Source organism: Streptomyces sp. SYSU D01066-1, from assembly GCF_054956795.1.
In genome coordinates this window covers 81,236-96,887 of sequence record NZ_JBUDHV010000015.1, presented here as the reverse complement: position 1 = coordinate 96,887, position 15,652 = coordinate 81,236, and the positions used below count along the sequence as shown (strand labels likewise).

Genomic DNA, 15,652 nt, shown 5'->3' with positions numbered 1-15,652 from the left:
GGGCACCCCGCCCCGTCCTCAGCCGGCCGTCACCGCACCACCTCCACCCGGACGGGACCGACCAGGCCGGCGGGCTCCAGCGCACTTTCCGCGGTCAGGTCCCACAACTGGCCCACGAAGGTGGTGACCGGGGTCTTCGTCTCCGGCTGCAGGTCCCCGATCATCCGGTTGTACCAGCTGTTGGTGACCTCGACCTCGATCTTGTTGGCCCCGGACCGCAGGGCGTCGGTGACGTCGACCCGGTACGGCGCGCACCACACCGTCCCCGCGTCGGCGCCGTTCACCTTCACCCGCGCGATGTCGTGCACCTCGCCGAGGTCCAGCCAGACCCGCCCACCGCTGACGCGGTCGGGTGCCTGGTAGGTCTTGGTGTACGTGGCCGTGCCCGAGAAGTAGCGCACGCCCGCCTCCTGGTGCTGCGACAGGTCCTGGAGGAAGTCCAGCGCGACCGACGCGGGCGCCCCGCGGTCCTGCTGGAAGGTGACCTTCCAGTCCCCTTCCACCACACCGACGACCCGGCGGGCGGCTGCCTCGGCGGTGCCCTTGCCCGCGGTGCCGTGCGCGACGACCACGAACCGGGCCTCGGACGGACCGAGATCGAGGGAGAGGACGGTGCGTCCCCGCTCGGTCCGGAAGGTCGCCGCGCTGACGCCGCCGGTGACCGGGTCCCAGAGTTCGACGGCCTTGCCGGTGGCCCGCAGCTTCACATCGAGGGCGGTGCGCACCGCCCGCCGGTTGACGACGTAGTACACGTCGGCGCCGTCGGTCGTGCGGTGGATCCAGCCCAGCGGGTCGTCGGCGTCGAAGGCGTAGTCCCAGTCCTTGACGACACCCAGGGCGGACAGCGCCTCCTCGGCCCGTACGTCGCCGAACACCCGGCCCGCGCCGACCACCCGGTCCCGCTCGTCCTCCTCGCCCCACAGCTTGCGCACGAGAGCGCGGAACTCCTTGTCGCTGTCGGCCAGGCTCGGGCTGGCCACCGGCCGGGTCCCGGCGACCGCGGCGCCGGCCTCCACCAGCGCGGCGATCTTCCGCAGCACCCGCACGGTCATCCGCTCCGAGGCACCGCCGAGGTACAGCAGTCCGTAGGACATGCCGGTCCGGGTGACGAGCCGGCCGTCCTTCACCGAGAGCCGGTTGAGCAGCACGTCCGCGTTGACGTAGTCGAAGTCGTGGCCCAGCGGGAGGTCCGACCGGCGGCGGCTGGGGCCCCAGAGCGCGGGGGCGGGGGCCTCCTGGCCGTAGAAGTAGGCGACGTCCTTGACCGCCCTGCCCTGGGAGAGGACGTACGAGCAGCGGGCGAGGTACGTGGTGAAGGGCTTGGCGTGGTCCGCCCAGGTCTCGTTGCGGCTGAAGAACCAGCCGATGCCGCCGAGGGTGACGCCGGGGCCCTTGTCCTGGGGCTGGTGCGCGGAGGTGTGGATCATGAAACGGGTGACACCGGAGAGCAGGATCTGGTCGGCGGTCGGCCGCAGGTCGCCCGGCATCAGGTGGCGCGCGCCGAAGGTGAACGCCTCGCAGGCGACGAAGTCCCGCCCGTAGATGTTGGCGACGCTGGCCGCGCCCCGCATGTCGACGAGGTAGCGCTCCCCCAGCCGGTCGCCCGGCGCGCACGGGTTGCCGCTGGCGCCCATGGGCACGTCGGCGTGGCGCCGGATGTCCATGTCGTCGGCGGTGATGGCGCGGCTGCTCTCCTGGGCCTCCGCGTAGGTGAGCTTCAGGCCGCGTTCGTGGGCGACCTCGTGCACGACGGCGTAGTGGTTCTCGGCGAGCAGTTCGCCGATGGTCTGCCGCCAGTCCCACAGGAAGCGGTCCGACTCGGCCGCTCCGCCGACCGCCGTGCCGGTCAGCGCGGGCAGGTAGGGGCCGGCGTCGTAGCCGCGCCGGGTGCGGAACTCCTTGAGGATGCCGTCGGTCCAGTTCTGCGGACCGGCCTCGTAGCTGTCGTTGAGCAGGGCGGTCAGACCGCGGGCGCCCATGTTGTCCTTGCCGGTCGCCTTCTGGAGGTTGTCCAGGTAGGTGGTGAGGTAGGCCCGGACCCGCTTGGCGTCGAGCTTGTCGACCTCCAGGCCGGTGGCCGCCTCGGTGGTGGGACCGTTCTGGTGGCCGGTGAGTCCGGCGCCGAGCCGGACCACGACCCAGGTGCCGCGCGGGGCCTTCCAGCGCAGCCGGCCCTTGGCGTCCATCTTCTCGGTCAGATCGATCACCCCGGAGGTGGCGACGGCCTTCGCCGAGCCCTCCTCCGGAGTGTCGATCCGGTAGTAGTCCGGTGCCTGGACGAAGCCCGCCTTGGCCTCGAAGCGGTGCACGGTCGGCGCGGTGCGCAGGACCAGGGAGCGCAGCGGGACGGGCTCGGTGCCGGTGGGCTGGGGCAGGTAGTACGGCACTTCGGCCGGCTTGCCCGGCGCCTTGAGGACGACTCTGAAGTAGCGGGCCTCGGTGCGCGGCAGGAACAGGGTGCGCTGCTCGTCACCGCAGACGCCCTCGGCCACCTGGTGGTAGCTCCGGTTGTCCTTGCTCGCCCAGACCTCGACGACCGTGCCGTACTCGGTGACGTCCTGGAGCGCGGCCGAGGTCCCGGCGGCGATGCTCAGGCCGGTGACGGTGACGGCGCGGGGGAACTCGATCCGGATCCAGGTCGGTTCGTCCGCGGTGGGCGGGGCGAGGTTGGTGATGTCCTTCAGGGAGCCGCTGGAGAGCTTGGCGCTGTCGAGTTTCACACCCTTGCTGCCGCCGCTCACCACCGGCGCGGTCGCGGACGCCTTGGTGGCGGAGGCGTACATCAGCGGCTTCAGTTCGCTCTGCGGCCGGGCGCCGTCGGCGACGCGGTAGGCGAAGACCCGGGCGTCCTTGTAGTAACGGACGTCCGCCTCACCCGGGTAGTCCTTGAAGGGCCCGGCGACGTCCGTCGGCTCCGGCAGGGTCACCTGAACGGTGCGGCCCCCGTCGACCCAGGTCTCGGACCAGACCACCTTCTTCATACCGTCCTCGGCGGCGACCCAGGGCCCACCCGTCTCCGACCAGCCCGGCGAGGCCGCCACCCCGGCCTCCAGGCCCAGGTCGGCGGCCTTCTCCATGGCGAACTTGAAGGCGTCCCGCCACTCGGCGGACTGGTAGGTGACCGGCGGATCGACGATCTGCTTCAGCCCGAAGCCACCGTCGAAGTTCACCAGGCCGCCGACACCGGCCTCGCGGAACCACTCCAGGTCCTTGGCGATCCCGGCCTTGGAGATGTTGCCGTCCATCCAGTGCCACCACACGCGCGGCAGCGCTTCGGCGGGCGGCTTCCTGAAACCGTTCAGCAGACCGGAGCCGGCGAGGGCGGACGAGGCGTCCGCCGCGCGGAGGGTGCCCAGGTGGGACAGGTCCGGCGGGGTGCCGCCTGCCGCGGCGGCGGTGCCGGTGGAGCCGATGAGCCCTCCGCTCGCACCCAGGGCGGCGGTGCTGGCCGCCTTCTTGAGGAAGTTCCTGCGGTTCGTCGGCACGGTGACTCTCCATCGGGTCATTGAAGTCGCGGCTCGTGGCAAGGGGGACATCTTGATGAATCGTTTCAATGGGCGGGTGTCCTGCGCCTTGCCCGGCGGGGCCGCGAAGGGGTGGGTGCTAGGCCGCCATCCTTCGGTGGCCGTATCCGCTCGTCAACGCCCTGGTGGGCCACGGTTGCGTCACTTACCAGGCCATCCTGGCCAGGTGGTGCGTGGGCCGCTTAGCATCCCGAGGTGTCCACCTCACCCGCGCCACGCGCTTCCGAACGCCGCCTCATCGAGCTGATCGCGGCGCACGGCCCGCTGACCCGGGCCGAGCTGACGGAGCTGTCCGGCATCCCGAGGCGGACCGTCAGCGGCGCGGTGGCACGCCTGCTCGCCCGCGGCCTGCTGACGCAGAAGAAGACATCCGGCCGTCTCCCGGACGGACCACGAACCGAGGAGGCACGGCGCCGCGGCCCCACCGCCGACGCCCTGCACCTGCCCGACACCCCGGGCGGCGTCCTCGTCGTCCTCATCACCCACGAGGACATCGCGGTCTGCGAGGTAGGCCCGGACGGACGGCGCACGCCGGTGGCGAAGGAGCCGTTCCAGTGGTGGACCTGCACCGATCCGGCCGTGGAGGTCGAACGCCTGCTGACCGCGGTGCCGGGCCGGGACCCGGTCCAGCGGGTTTCCCGGATGGTCCTCGGCGTCCCCCAGCCCTACCGGCAGGACCACGGCGTCACCCTCCTCGGCGAGGACGTGCCCGGCTACTACGGGATCGACGAGTACCCCGCCTGGCTCACCACCGACCTGGCGGCTGCCCTGTCGCACAGGTTCGGCGTCCCGGCCCAGGTCGAGAACCTCATCAACCTCGCCGCTCTGGGAGAGGCGAGCGCGGGAGCCGCCCGCGGCCGGCACAGCGTCCTGTACCTGCGCCTCGGGGACATCGTCGCGGGAGCGGTGGTCGTCCAGGGACACGTCCTGCGGGGCGCCCTGGGCGCCGCCGGGGAGATCGGGCACATCCGCGTCGACCCGCATGGCATGCTCTGCGCCTGCGGAGGGCGCGGCTGCCTCGGTACCGTCGCGAACGCACGGCACCTCCTGGACGTGCTCCGCCCACGCTACGGCCAGGACCTCGATCTCTTCGACGTCGTCGCACTCGCTGTCCAGGGAGACGCGACGGTCCGCGGTGTGCTCACCGACCTCGGCCGGACCGTCGGGATGGCGATCGCCGGCGGCCTCCTCATGCTCAACCCCGAGACCGTCGTCATCGACCCCGTCCTGGGCCCGGCGACGGCCCCGGTCATCGACGGGCTTATTGAGGCCGTCCACCAGACACTGCCCGCCACCCTGGCGAGGGCGCTCACCGTCGTCCCGGGCATGCGCCAGGACGATGCCGCCTTCATCGGCGGCCGGGCGCTCGCGGACCGTGGGAAGTCGTCGGCGCGGCGGTGAGGGCGGCCGGGCCGGGACCGCGTGAGCGTCCGGCGCGCGCGGTCCCGGCCCGGACCGGCGCGACGATCGCCCTGGACGGCGCGTGACGGCAGGGCCGGCCGGCACGCGGCACTCGGACGTGCACTCGCCGATGCCGGGATCCAGCACGATGCCGGCTGCCGCGGACCGTACCGGCCGTGGAGCGAGTGATCGCGAGGGCGAGGGATCCGACGCCCGTGCTGCCGGGGCGGGCGCGGCCGGGTGGGCGCCGCGCGCACCGGACTGTCAACGGCTCGTGGCAGGTCACGGCGGCGCCGCCGAGCGTGCCCCCGCGGGCCGGGCATCCGGAGCGCGGCGGCGCTCGGACCTTGACGGCGACCGTCCGGCTCAGCGGCTCACTCACCGGAGAAGGCCCGTGCGCCTTCGACTACCCCTTTTCCCTGACGGGGTGCCAGGGGGCGGCTGTCCGGGTCGGCCGGGCATCGGCGGCCAACCGGACGGCGAACACCGGCCGTTCGTCATCGGCAACGGGACCCAGGTAGTGGTGGCCGGTCATGTGGCACCAGGCGGGCAGGTCGAGCGGGGCTGCCGGGTCGGTGGCGACGACATGGACGACGGTGCCCGGCTCGGCACCGTCGATCTCGTTGCGCAGGCGCAGCAGGAGGGTGACGCAGAGCAGGCCGGTGCCGTCGACGGTGATGTTCGGCGCGGGGGTGTCGGGGTCGATGGGGTTCATCGGCGGTAGGCGGTGGCGGCGACGGCGGGCAGGAGGGCGAGGGAGAGGGCTGCGCCGGTGAGGGCGAGGGCGGGGTAGCTGGTGGCGGCGACCATGATGCCGGAGGCCATGCCGCCGGTGGCGCCGGCGATCGCGATGGAGACGTCGACCAGTCCCTGGGTCCGGGCGCGGGTGGCGAGCGGCACGGTGTCGGTGATGATCGCGGTGCCGGAGACGAGGCCGAAGTTCCAGCCCAGCCCGAGCAGGGCCAGGGCGAGCGCGAGGAGGGCGACGGAGTCGCCTGGCGCGGCGGCGGCGAGGATGCCGGCGGCAAGCAGGGTGATGCCGGAGGCGGCGGCGATCTTCATACGCCCGTAGCGGTCGACGAGCCAGCCGGTCAGGGGTGAGGGCAGGTACATGGCGCCGATGTGGATGCCGATGACGAGGCCGGAGGCGGCGGTGGAGTGGCCGTGGTCGTGCATGTGGACCGGTGTCATCGTCATGATCGCGACCATGACGAGCTGGGTCAGGACCATGACCAGCGCGCCGAGGACCACGCCGCCGCGGCCCTCGCTGGTGTCGGCGTCACCGCCGTCGGCGGCCGGGCCGGTCGCGGTGTCGGCTTCCTTGGCCTGGGCGACGGCACGGGCCAGGAGCAGCGGGTCGGGACGCAGCCACAGGGCGAGGACGAGCGCGGCCAGCGCGTAGGCGGCACCGGAGAGGACGAAGAGTCCGGCGAGGCTGGGAATGCCGAGGTGTTCGGCGAGGGTGCCGGCGGGGGCGGCGAGGTTCGGTCCGGCGACGCCGCCGAGGGTGGTGGCGACCAGGACGGTGGAGACCGCGCGGGCGCGGTGGCCGGCCGGGGCGAGGTCGGCTCCGGCGTAGCGCGCCTGGAGGTTGGTGGCGGTGCCGGCGCCGTAGACGAACAGGGCGATGAACAGCAGGACGGGGTTGTCCAGGACGGCGGCGGTGATGACGCCGGCCGAGCCGACAGCCCCGGTGAGGTATCCGGCGGCGAGGCCGGGGCGGCGTCCGCGGGCCTGCGAGATGCGGCCGACGGTGATAGCGGCGAGCGCGGAGCCGGCCGTGAACAGGGCGCTGGGCAACCCCGCGAGACTGGTGGTGCCGAGCATGTCCTGGGCGAGGAGAGCGCCGACGGTGACGCCGGCGGCGAGACCCGCACCGCTCAGGATCTGCGAGGCGACCAGGACACGCAGAATGCGGCGCTGGGCCTGCGCGGGGTCGGGTATGGAGCCCGTCGTACGGGCGGACGCGGTGCTGGTCATGTCTCTTTTCCGAAAGCGGCGGTGAGCGGTACGGGACCGGTGGGAGGGGAACTGGCCGGTCCCGGCAGGGGGCGGTTGTACACCGGCCCGGTGTCCGAGGACGGCGGTGCGGGCCGGTGGCGGAACAGCGGGGTCAGTCGCTGTCGAGGGCCTGGGCGAGGTCGGCGATCAGGTCGTCGGCGTCTTCCAGGCCGACGGAGAGCCGGATCATGCTGTCGGTGATGCCCCGGCGGGCGCGCTCGGCCGGGTCCAGGCCGTGGTGGGTGGTGGTGATGGGCTGGGTGACCAGGGACTCGACTCCGCCGAGGCTGGGCGCGATGGCGAACAGCCGCAGCCGGTCCACCACCGCGGCGGTCTGTTCCGCGGTCGCGTCCAGGACGGCGCTGAGCATGCCGCCCCCGCCGCGCATCTGCGCATCCACGATGCGCTTCTGCTCGCCGGTGGCCAGCCCCGGGTAGTGGACGCGGGTCACCCGCGGGTGCGTCTGCAGGAAGGCGGCGACGGCCGCGGCGGTGTCGTTCTGCGCGCGGACCCTGACGGGCAGGGAGCGGATGGAGCGGGCAAGGAGGAAGGCGGTCTCGGGGGCGATGACCTGGCCGAGGTTCTTGCGCCACCCCATCACCGGGGCGAGGTGTTCGGCGGGGCCGGTCAGGACGCCGGCGGTCAGGTCGGAGTGCCCGCCGAGGTACTTGGTCGCCGAGTGCACGACCAGGTCCGCGCCATGGGCGAGCGGGTTCTGGTTGACCGGGGTGGCGAAGGTGTTGTCCACCACCGTCAGCGCGCCGACCGTGCGGGCCTGTTCGGCGATGGCGGCGATGTCGAAGACGGTCAGGGTGGGGTTGGCCGGGGTCTCGAAGAACACGATCCGCGTCCGGCCGGTCAGCACCTCGGGCAGCCGGCCGACCTCATCGGCGCGCAGGAAGGTGGTGGTGATGCCGACCTGCGGCAGGTTGTCGCCGAGAAGTTCGAACGTGCCGCCGTAGACCTCGCCGATGCACACGATGTGGTCACCGGTACGGCAGTGCGCGAGGAACGTGGCGGCCTCGGCGGCCATACCGGAGGAGAACGCCAGGGCCTGCTCGCCGCCTTCGAGGTCGGCGAGCTTGGCCTCGGTGGAGCGGATGGTGGGGTTGAGACCATAGCGGGTGTACAGATTCCCGGCCTTGCGGCCTTCGACGACGTCGAGAAGGTCGGCGGTGGTGTCGAACGCGAAGGTGGAGTGGTTGTAGAGCGGGGTGTGGACGGCCCCCTCGGCGTCGCGGCGCTCGCCGGCGTGGACACTGCGGGTGGACAGTCCGTGCGCGCTGGTCTCGGTCATGCCTCTCCTGCTGCTCGTCGGATCTTCTTGCGTCGGGCCGCTCGGCCCGGTCACTGCGCGCCAGCCGCCCGGATGAGGGTTGCTGCCGCCGTCTCGATCTGCTCGGCCGTGGTCCAGCGGCCCAGGGACAGCCGCAGCGTGCCGAGCGCGCGGGTCGCGTCCAGGCCCATGGCGGTGAGCACCGGGGAGGGGGTGTGGGTGCCGCTGTGGCAGGCCGATCCGGTCGAGGCCGCGATCCCACCGGCGGCGGCGAGGACCTCATGGCCGAGAGCGCCGTCGACGCTGACGTTCAGGGTGTTCGGCAGGCGGTTCTTCTCCGGCCCGTTGAGGTGCACGCGGCCGGGCAGACCGATCGCCAGCCGCTGATGGAGATCGTCGCGCAGAGCCGCGACGCGGGCTGGGGCACCGGAGGCCAGCTCCTCGGCCGCGAGCCGCGCGGCGGTGCCAAGCGCGATGGCCAGGGCGACGTTCTCCGTTCCCGCGCGCAGGCCCCGTTCCTGCCCGCCGCCGTAGATGACCGGCTCCAGGCTCACGCCGTCGCGTACGTACAGGGCGGCGGCGCCCTTGGGCGCGTACATCTTGTGTCCCACGATCGTCAGCAGGTCCACGCCCAGGTCGCCGGCATCGAGGGGGATCTTGCCCGCGGCCTGGGCGGCGTCGCAGTGGAACAGCGCCCCGCGCTCACGGGCGAGCGAGGCGAGCTGCGTGATCGGCTGGAGGGCGCCGGTCTCGTTGTTCGCCGCCATCATCGACACCAGCACCGTGTCCTCGGTGAATGCGTCGGCCAGGGCGTCCGGCTCGACGAGCCCGTCGCGGTCGACCGGCAGCACGGTCACCCGCGCGCCGTGCAGCCGCTCAAGGGCTCGGCACGTCTGAAGGACGGCGGGATGCTCGGTGGCCTGGGTGATCACATGCGGGTGCGGGCGGCCGGAGGCCAGGACCGCGCCGCGCAGGGCGAGCAGGTCGGCTTCGGAGCCCGAGCCGGTGAACACGATCTCCCCGGGCCGCGCACCGATCAGACGGGCGACCTGGGCGCGGGCCTCGGCCAGGGCCCAGCGTGGCGTGGCGGCGTAGGGGTGGTTGCTGGAGGGGTTGCCGAAGAAGCAGGCCAGGTAGGGCGTCATCGCCTCGGCGACCCGCGGGTCGACCGGGGTGGTGGCGTTGTAGTCCAGATAGACGGGCCCCTCGGCCAGGCCCGGGTGCGGCGGGAGGTCGCCGCCCGGGCGGGTCACGTGAGGTCCGAGGCGTCGACGGGCAGCTCCGACAGCCGCCACTCGAGCATGCCGTCGTTGAGGCGGATCGCGCGCCGTCCGCGGTCGGTCAGGAGCCGTACCGCGTCGTAGGCCAGGACGCAGTACTCCCCGCGGCAGTAGACGACGATCTCGGTGTCCTCGGGCAGCTCGTCGATCCGGTCGGCCAGCTCGTCGACCGGGATGGACAGAGCGCCGGGGATGTGCCCGGCCTGGTACTCCTCGACCGGCCGCACGTCGAGGACGACGATGTCCCCGGCGGCGATCCGGACCCGCAGTTCCTCACGGCTGACCTCGGCGGCGGTGTCCTGGCCGAGGTAGGCATCGCGGGCGGCGGGGACGGCGGCCTGGTGGGTCTCGGCGACCTTGCGCAGCAGCGCGAACAGCTGGGCGACGTCGTCGCCGGCGAGGCGGTAGTGGATGCGCACGCCCTCGCGGCGGGTGGCGACGAAACCGGCCTGCTTCAGGGTCTGCAGATGCGCCGAGGCGGTGGTCAGGTTCAGCCCGGCGGCCTTGGCCAGCGCGTCGACGGTGCGCTCGCCCTGGGCCAGCAGATCCAGCAGCTCCAGACGCTTTCCGCTGGCCAGCGCCTTGCCGCTGGCCGCGAACGCGTCGTACAGCCGCGCCTTCGTCGCGCTCTTCGTGTTCTCCGACATGGCATCCTCCATAAATCCATGGATTATTGTAGTTGAGTCTGGTGGGTGTGACCACACGCCCCGTTCCCGAGATCCTGGAGGACGCCGTGGGCTTCGCGGACGATCACCTCATACCGCTGGTCGACGAAGGACTGGGCAACAGCGCCTACCTGCTCGACCTCGGCGACGGACGCGCCCTGGCCATGGACGCCAGCCGCGACCTGCGCGCCCTGCGGGCGGCAGCCGAGCGGCGCGGGCTGACCGTCGCGTTCGCGGCGGACACGCATCTGCACGCCGACTTCCTCTCCGGCGCCCTCCAACTCGGCCACGACACCGGCGCCACGATCCTCGCCTCCGCCGCCGGGCGCCGGGCCTTCGACCACCAGCGCCTGGCCGACAGCGACGAGGTCGACCTCGGCGGACTGACCCTGCGGGCCCTTGCCACCCCCGGGCACACCGACGAGCACGTGTCCTTCCTGCTGCTCGACGGCGCCCGGGAGCTCGGGGTGTTCACCGGTGGCTCGCTGATCGTGAACTCCGCCGCCCGCACCGACCTCCTGGGTGCCGACCGCACCGAGGAACTGGCCCGTGCCCAGTACCGGTCGCTGAAGCGGCTGACCGCGCTGCCGGACGAGACCGCGGTGTGGCCCACGCACGGCGCCGGGTCCTTCTGCTCGGCGCCGCCCGGCACCGAGCGCACCACCACCATCGGCGCGCAGAAGCAGGCCAACCCGCTGCTCGCCGCCCCTGACGAGGACACCTTTGTGGCCCAGTTGACCGCGAGCCTGGGCACCTACCCGGCGTACTTCGACCGCCTCGGCGAGATCAACCGGCGTGGCCCGGCCGTGCTGACCGCCCAGCCGGTGCTGCCCGCCCTGGGCGCGCAGCAGGTACGGGCCCTGATGGCCGACGGCGGCCATGTCGTCGACGTCCGCCCGGCCGCCGACTACGCGACCGGCCACATCCCTGGATCTCTGTCGCTCCCGCTGCGCGAGCAGTTCGCCACCTGGCTCGGCTGGCTCCTGCCCGACACCGCGCCACTCGCGTTCGTCGCGGGCGACGACCAGGACCTGAGCGAGATCGTCTGGCAGGCGTACAAGATCGGCCACGAGCATCTCGCCGGCCGCCTCGCCGGCGGCATGGACGCCTGGCTCGCCGACGGCAACGCGCAGGCCACCACCGCGTTCCTCACCGCCGACCGTGCCGCTGGCCGCCCCTACCTCGATGTCCGGCAGGAAGCCGAGTTCGCCGGCGGACACGTCCCTGGCTCGTTGCACATCGAGCTCGGCGCCCTGAGCGAGTCCGCTGCCGACGCACCGGCCGGCCCGGTCGTGGCCTGCGGCCACGGCGAGCGTGCCATGACCGCCGCCAGCCTCCTTGAGCGCGCCGGCCACACCGACATCGCCGTTCTGGACGGCGGACCGGCCGACTACACCGCCGCCCACGGCCAGCAGCTCGCCCAGGGCACGGAGGACACCCGCCCGTGAACACCACACCCACCACCACGACGCCGACCGACGCCGCCAGGCGGCCCGTACGGCTCGGGCTACGGGAGAACTGGCTTCAGTTCACCCTGCTGGTCATCGTCAACATCTGCGTCGGCGGCCTGGTCGGCCTAGAGCGCACCACCGTCCCGCTCATCGGCTCCGAGACCTTCGGCCTGACCAGCGACCTGGCCGTCTTCTCCTTCATCATCGCCTTCGGCCTCACCAAGGCGTTCACCAACCTCGCCGCCGGAGCGCTCACCGCCCGCTTCCGCCGCAAGCAGCTCCTCGTCGCGGGCTGGCTGCTCGGCATCCCCGTCCCCTTCGCCCTCGCCTACGCACCCTCGTGGGGCTGGATCGTCGCCGCCAACGTGCTGCTCGGCCTCAACCAGGGCCTGACCTGGTCGATGACCGTCAACATGAAGATCGACCTCGTCGGCCCCTCCCGCCGCGGGCTCGCCACCGGCCTGAACGAAGCCGCCGGATACACCGCAGTCGGCGTCACCGCCCTGCTCACCGGCTACCTCGCCACCAGCTACGGCCTGCGCCCCGTCCCCGAACTCATCGGCATCATCTTCGTCATCGCGGGCCTCGCCCTCGCCTTCGTCGTTCGCGACACCGCCGCCCACGTCGCCCTCGAACTGGCCAACCACACCAAGCCCCTGCCCACGGATGAGGACACCGGCCTGAAGGCCACCTTCACCCGGACCTCCTGGCGCAACCGCTCCCTGCGCGGCGCCAGCCAGGCCGGGCTGATCAACAACCTCAACGACGGCCTCACCTGGGGCGTCTTCCCTCTGCTCTTCACCGACCACGGCCTCGGACTCGCCGCCGTCGGCCTGATCAAGGGCCTCTACCCGATCCTGTGGGGGCTCGGACAGATCCCCACCGGCCACCTCGCCGACCGCATCGGCCGCAAGCCCTTGATCGTCTACGGCATGCTCGTCCAGGCCGTCGGCTTCGTCCTCGCCCTCGCCCTGCTGGACCGGCCGCTACTCGCGGGCATCCTGTCCGCGGTCTTCTTGGGCCTGGGCACCGCCATGGTCTACCCGGCCCTCATCGCCTCCATCTCCGACCACGCCCACCCCGCCTGGCGAGCCAACGCCCTGGGCACCTACCGATTCTGGCGCGACATCGGCTACGCCGCCGGAGCCCTCGTCGCCGGCATCCTCGCCGACGCCCTCGGCCTGAACGCCACCGTCATCGCCGCCGCCGTCCTCACCGCCGCCTCGGGCCTCCTGGCAGCCCGCTGGATCACCGAACACCGGCCCGACGCACGCTGAACGGTCGTGCCGACGAGCGGGATCGCCCGGGCCGGCGGATTGCCTGTAGCCAGGATGCTTAAGGCGAAGATCGATGTCTACGCCCGCCCGTGGCCGTTCGACGCTGACGGCCGCTGGACGCTTCCCGACGACCGGCCAACCGAGCCGCGAACGTGACCCGGCCCTATGTAACCGGGAAACGCCTTCGCCCTGTCCAAGGAGGACAGGGCGAAGGAACGTTCATGCGACGACGGTGAGCGGGGTTTCCATGCGTTCCCAGGCTCCCAGCACAGCTTTATGGGCGTCCGGCTGGAGGTGGGCGTAGCGCTGGGTGGTCTGGAAGCTCTCGTGGCCGAGAAGGTGCTGAACTTCGTAGAGCGAGACTCCCCTCTGGACGAGCCACGAAGCGCAGGTATGGCGCATGGAGTGCGGCGAGTAGTGCGGCACAAGCTGCAACTCACCGTCGTCGCCGAAATGGTAGGCAGCCTCGACAGCAGGCCACCAGGTCTGCCGACGCCAGTTGCTGTCGGCGAGGAGGCGCCCGGAGCGGCCCTTGGTTATGGTCGTGAAGACCACTGCGTCGCGGTCGAGCCGGTGGATATGGCGTTCGAGGGCCTCCAGGACGTGGGGCGGGAGCGGGACTTCGCGACGGCTCTTGGAACTCTTGGGGTACTCCTTGATGCCGCTCTTGGTGTTGACCTCCACGACGAACAGGCGGGAGCGGCGTGTGTCGATGCGATGGCGGTGCAGGCCGGAGAGCTCTCCCCAGCGCAGTCCGGTGTAGAAGCCGAGCAGGCACATCGTCCGCCAGGCGGGGGCGAGTCCGTCGAGGATGCTCTGCGCCTGGTCGGGCGTGAACCACTGCGGCGGTTTGACCGCGATGGGCGGCAGATCGATGCTGCGGCACGGGCTCACCGCGATCACATCGTCGTCGACAGCAGCGCGCATGATGGACGACGTCAGGTTGTAGGCCCGTCTAATCGCGGCAGGGCCTGCGCCCTTCTCGACCAGGGAGCGTATCCAGCTCTGGACGTCCATGCGGGTGATGGCCCGCATCTCCCAGTCAGCCCAGTACGGCATGACGTGGTTCTTGATGCTGGACGCGTCTCCCCGCAGCGTATGGGGTTCGACGATGCGGGCGTTCCACCACCGGTCGTGCCACTCCCGGAACGCGATCTCGCCGACCCGCGGGTCGCGCACGGTTCCACGGGCGAACTGGGTCTCCAGCTCGATGCCCCAGGCCCGCGCCTGGGCCTTGAGGGGGAAGGACTCGCTGAACCGGTCGCCGGCCCGGTTGCGAACGGTCGCCTGCCACTTGCCGGTCTTCAATTTGCGCAGGTACGCGGTACTACTCCTTCGTTCGGAAACGGTGAGGGCCAAACTGCGGGCGAGCGATCAGCGGCGGGGACGCGGGGAAACAACCAGCCTTCTGGCGATGAACTCCTCCAGCCCGGCAGCAGGGACACGGACGCGGGAGCGTTCGGTCCCTGTGCGCAGGTCGACGACGGGGAGGTCTCCGGCGGCGATGAAGCGGTAGACGGTGCGGCGGTCGACGTCCAGGGCGGCGGCAACAGCGGGAATGGACAGCAGATGGGCAGGGGGCATGCGCGAGTCCTCGGAAACAGAGGGGGAAAGGCCAATCAGGCGAAGATTCAGCCGGGTTGCCGGCGGTCCACGGCGCAGGTCAACCGGCCCTGTCAGGGCAGTGGGACCAGATCGCTGAGGGGCCCGGCGATGTGACACGGTCGCGTGTGGCGTGGACCGCCGACGTTCGGGATGTGCTCGGCTGCGGTCCTGCGCTCGGAGCGCGGGACGGGAGACTACCGCTTGGGGATGTCCGGAAGGCGCAGGATCTCTTCCAGGTGGTCCCAGTCGATCTCGATGTCTTCCAGCCGGAAGCGGTGCGGGTACCGCACCGCAACCCAGCTCGCACTCACTCCACCCCACTCGGCGACACCCCACGCAGGAACGCCCGCCTCGAGCCACCGGTCCAGACAGGAGTCACGCAGGCTGGAGACCTGCTCCCCCAAGCCCGCCTGCACCTCGCCCGGGCTCAACACCGCTTGGCGAGCCTGCCTCCACGCCCTCTTGTACTCGGAGGACGCCAACGACCCACCCCGCTCAGCCGGGAACAGCAGATCCTCAAATTCCAAATCCGCCTCGTCGATCCAGCGCCTCAGAACACCGACGATGTCCGGGGAGACAGGAACCCTCCGGCCCTCGCCGGCACGGACCAGCACCTCCCCGAACTCCCCTTCCGGGAGCGTCACTTCGTGCACCCGAACCGAGGCCGCTTCGCCCGGCGAAAGTGCGGTGCCCGCCATGAAGGCGAGAAAGGGGAAAACGACCCCCGAGGATTCCGCCTGGATCCACTCCAGAAGGGCGCGAACACGGTTCGCAGAGAGCAAGGACGATTCGTCTATTGCCAGCTTCGACAAGCTACATGACTCCTCACACGAGACATCGGGACGCGTCGGCGCCCCCTGGTCATTCAATGGTCCGGAGAAGCGCCGGTTTGGCCAACCGGCGATCGTCGGCTATGTTGCGCCCGCGACGCACCTATCGCGGACCCAGTTGATGCGCAGAGAGCAGGTTCCACTCTCCGAAGACCGCTCTAGGTTTGCTTCCTTCGCCGAGTTAATCCAGTCCGTATGGGACTCAATGTGTCTGCTGTTGGCGAATCTGCCCGAACCCACCCATACCTGCCCCTGTGGCCAGGAAACGCGAGGATAGAGCAGGCGCCTTCTAAACGCCTGCTCCGTCTCAAGCACAAGCGCTGGCAGCCGACCCTTCCGGGG

12 protein-coding genes are annotated in these 15,652 nt (G+C 71.5%); 3 read left to right on the top strand and 9 right to left on the bottom strand.

Features of this window, described 5'->3' with window-relative positions; all coding sequences use genetic code 11:
- Window positions 1–29: 29 nt before the first annotated feature.
- A complete protein-coding gene (locus tag ACY1JF_RS16875; RefSeq protein WP_462705949.1) occupies window positions 30–3,485 on the bottom strand; it encodes a glycosyl hydrolase in 3,456 nt (1,151 codons plus the stop codon).
- Between the two features lie 234 nt (window positions 3,486–3,719).
- On the opposite strand from ACY1JF_RS16875, the gene ACY1JF_RS16870 reads away from it, so the two are divergent.
- Complete coding sequence (locus ACY1JF_RS16870) at window positions 3,720–4,925, top strand: ROK family transcriptional regulator (RefSeq protein ID WP_462705948.1); 1,206 nt, start codon at window positions 3,720–3,722, stop codon at window positions 4,923–4,925.
- A 406-nt stretch (window positions 4,926–5,331) separates the two neighbouring features.
- Here the strand turns inward: ACY1JF_RS16870 and ACY1JF_RS16865 are convergent, their stop codons facing one another.
- From ACY1JF_RS16865 to ACY1JF_RS16845, 5 genes are all read right to left on the bottom strand, one after another.
- Window positions 5,332–5,640, bottom strand: coding sequence for a sulfurtransferase TusA family protein (locus ACY1JF_RS16865; protein ID WP_462705947.1), 309 nt, complete (start codon window positions 5,638–5,640; stop codon window positions 5,332–5,334).
- Window positions 5,637–6,905, bottom strand: a complete 1,269-nt coding sequence (locus ACY1JF_RS16860) for an MFS transporter (protein WP_462705946.1) — start codon at window positions 6,903–6,905, stop codon at window positions 5,637–5,639. Before ACY1JF_RS16860 ends, ACY1JF_RS16865 begins: the two co-directional genes overlap by 4 nt.
- A gap of 133 nt (window positions 6,906–7,038) precedes the next feature.
- Complete coding sequence (locus ACY1JF_RS16855; protein WP_462705945.1) at window positions 7,039–8,223, bottom strand: trans-sulfuration enzyme family protein; 1,185 nt, start codon at window positions 8,221–8,223, stop codon at window positions 7,039–7,041.
- Between the two features lie 50 nt (window positions 8,224–8,273).
- Window positions 8,274–9,455, bottom strand: a complete 1,182-nt coding sequence (locus ACY1JF_RS16850) for a cysteine desulfurase family protein (RefSeq protein WP_462705944.1) — start codon at window positions 9,453–9,455, stop codon at window positions 8,274–8,276.
- Window positions 9,452–10,129 (bottom strand): ArsR/SmtB family transcription factor, encoded by a 678-nt coding sequence (locus tag ACY1JF_RS16845; protein ID WP_383257239.1) that lies wholly within the window; start codon window positions 10,127–10,129, stop codon window positions 9,452–9,454. The genes ACY1JF_RS16850 and ACY1JF_RS16845 overlap by 4 nt, the downstream gene beginning before the upstream one ends.
- Window positions 10,130–10,176: 47 nt before the next feature.
- On the opposite strand from ACY1JF_RS16845, the gene ACY1JF_RS16840 reads away from it, so the two are divergent.
- Both ACY1JF_RS16840 and ACY1JF_RS16835 read left to right on the top strand, forming a co-directional pair.
- Window positions 10,177–11,595 (top strand): rhodanese-like domain-containing protein, encoded by a 1,419-nt coding sequence (locus ACY1JF_RS16840; RefSeq protein ID WP_462705943.1) that lies wholly within the window; start codon window positions 10,177–10,179, stop codon window positions 11,593–11,595.
- Window positions 11,592–12,875 carry an MFS transporter gene (locus tag ACY1JF_RS16835; RefSeq protein ID WP_383257234.1) on the top strand — a complete coding sequence of 428 codons (1,284 nt, stop codon included), beginning with the start codon at window positions 11,592–11,594 and terminating at the stop codon, window positions 12,873–12,875. The genes ACY1JF_RS16840 and ACY1JF_RS16835 overlap by 4 nt, the downstream gene beginning before the upstream one ends.
- A gap of 219 nt (window positions 12,876–13,094) precedes the next feature.
- Here the strand turns inward: ACY1JF_RS16835 and ACY1JF_RS16830 are convergent, their stop codons facing one another.
- The 3 genes from ACY1JF_RS16830 to ACY1JF_RS16820 form a co-directional block, all read right to left on the bottom strand.
- A complete protein-coding gene (locus ACY1JF_RS16830; protein ID WP_383257231.1) occupies window positions 13,095–14,183 on the bottom strand; it encodes a tyrosine-type recombinase/integrase in 1,089 nt (362 codons plus the stop codon).
- A 66-nt stretch (window positions 14,184–14,249) separates the two neighbouring features.
- Window positions 14,250–14,459 (bottom strand): helix-turn-helix domain-containing protein, encoded by a 210-nt coding sequence (locus tag ACY1JF_RS16825; protein ID WP_385952218.1) that lies wholly within the window; start codon window positions 14,457–14,459, stop codon window positions 14,250–14,252.
- A 215-nt stretch (window positions 14,460–14,674) separates the two neighbouring features.
- The gene (locus tag ACY1JF_RS16820) at window positions 14,675–15,292 is read right to left on the bottom strand and encodes a tyrosine-type recombinase/integrase (protein WP_383257227.1); all 618 of its coding nucleotides are present in this window, start codon (window positions 15,290–15,292) and stop codon (window positions 14,675–14,677) included.
- Window positions 15,293–15,652: the final 360 nt, after the last annotated feature.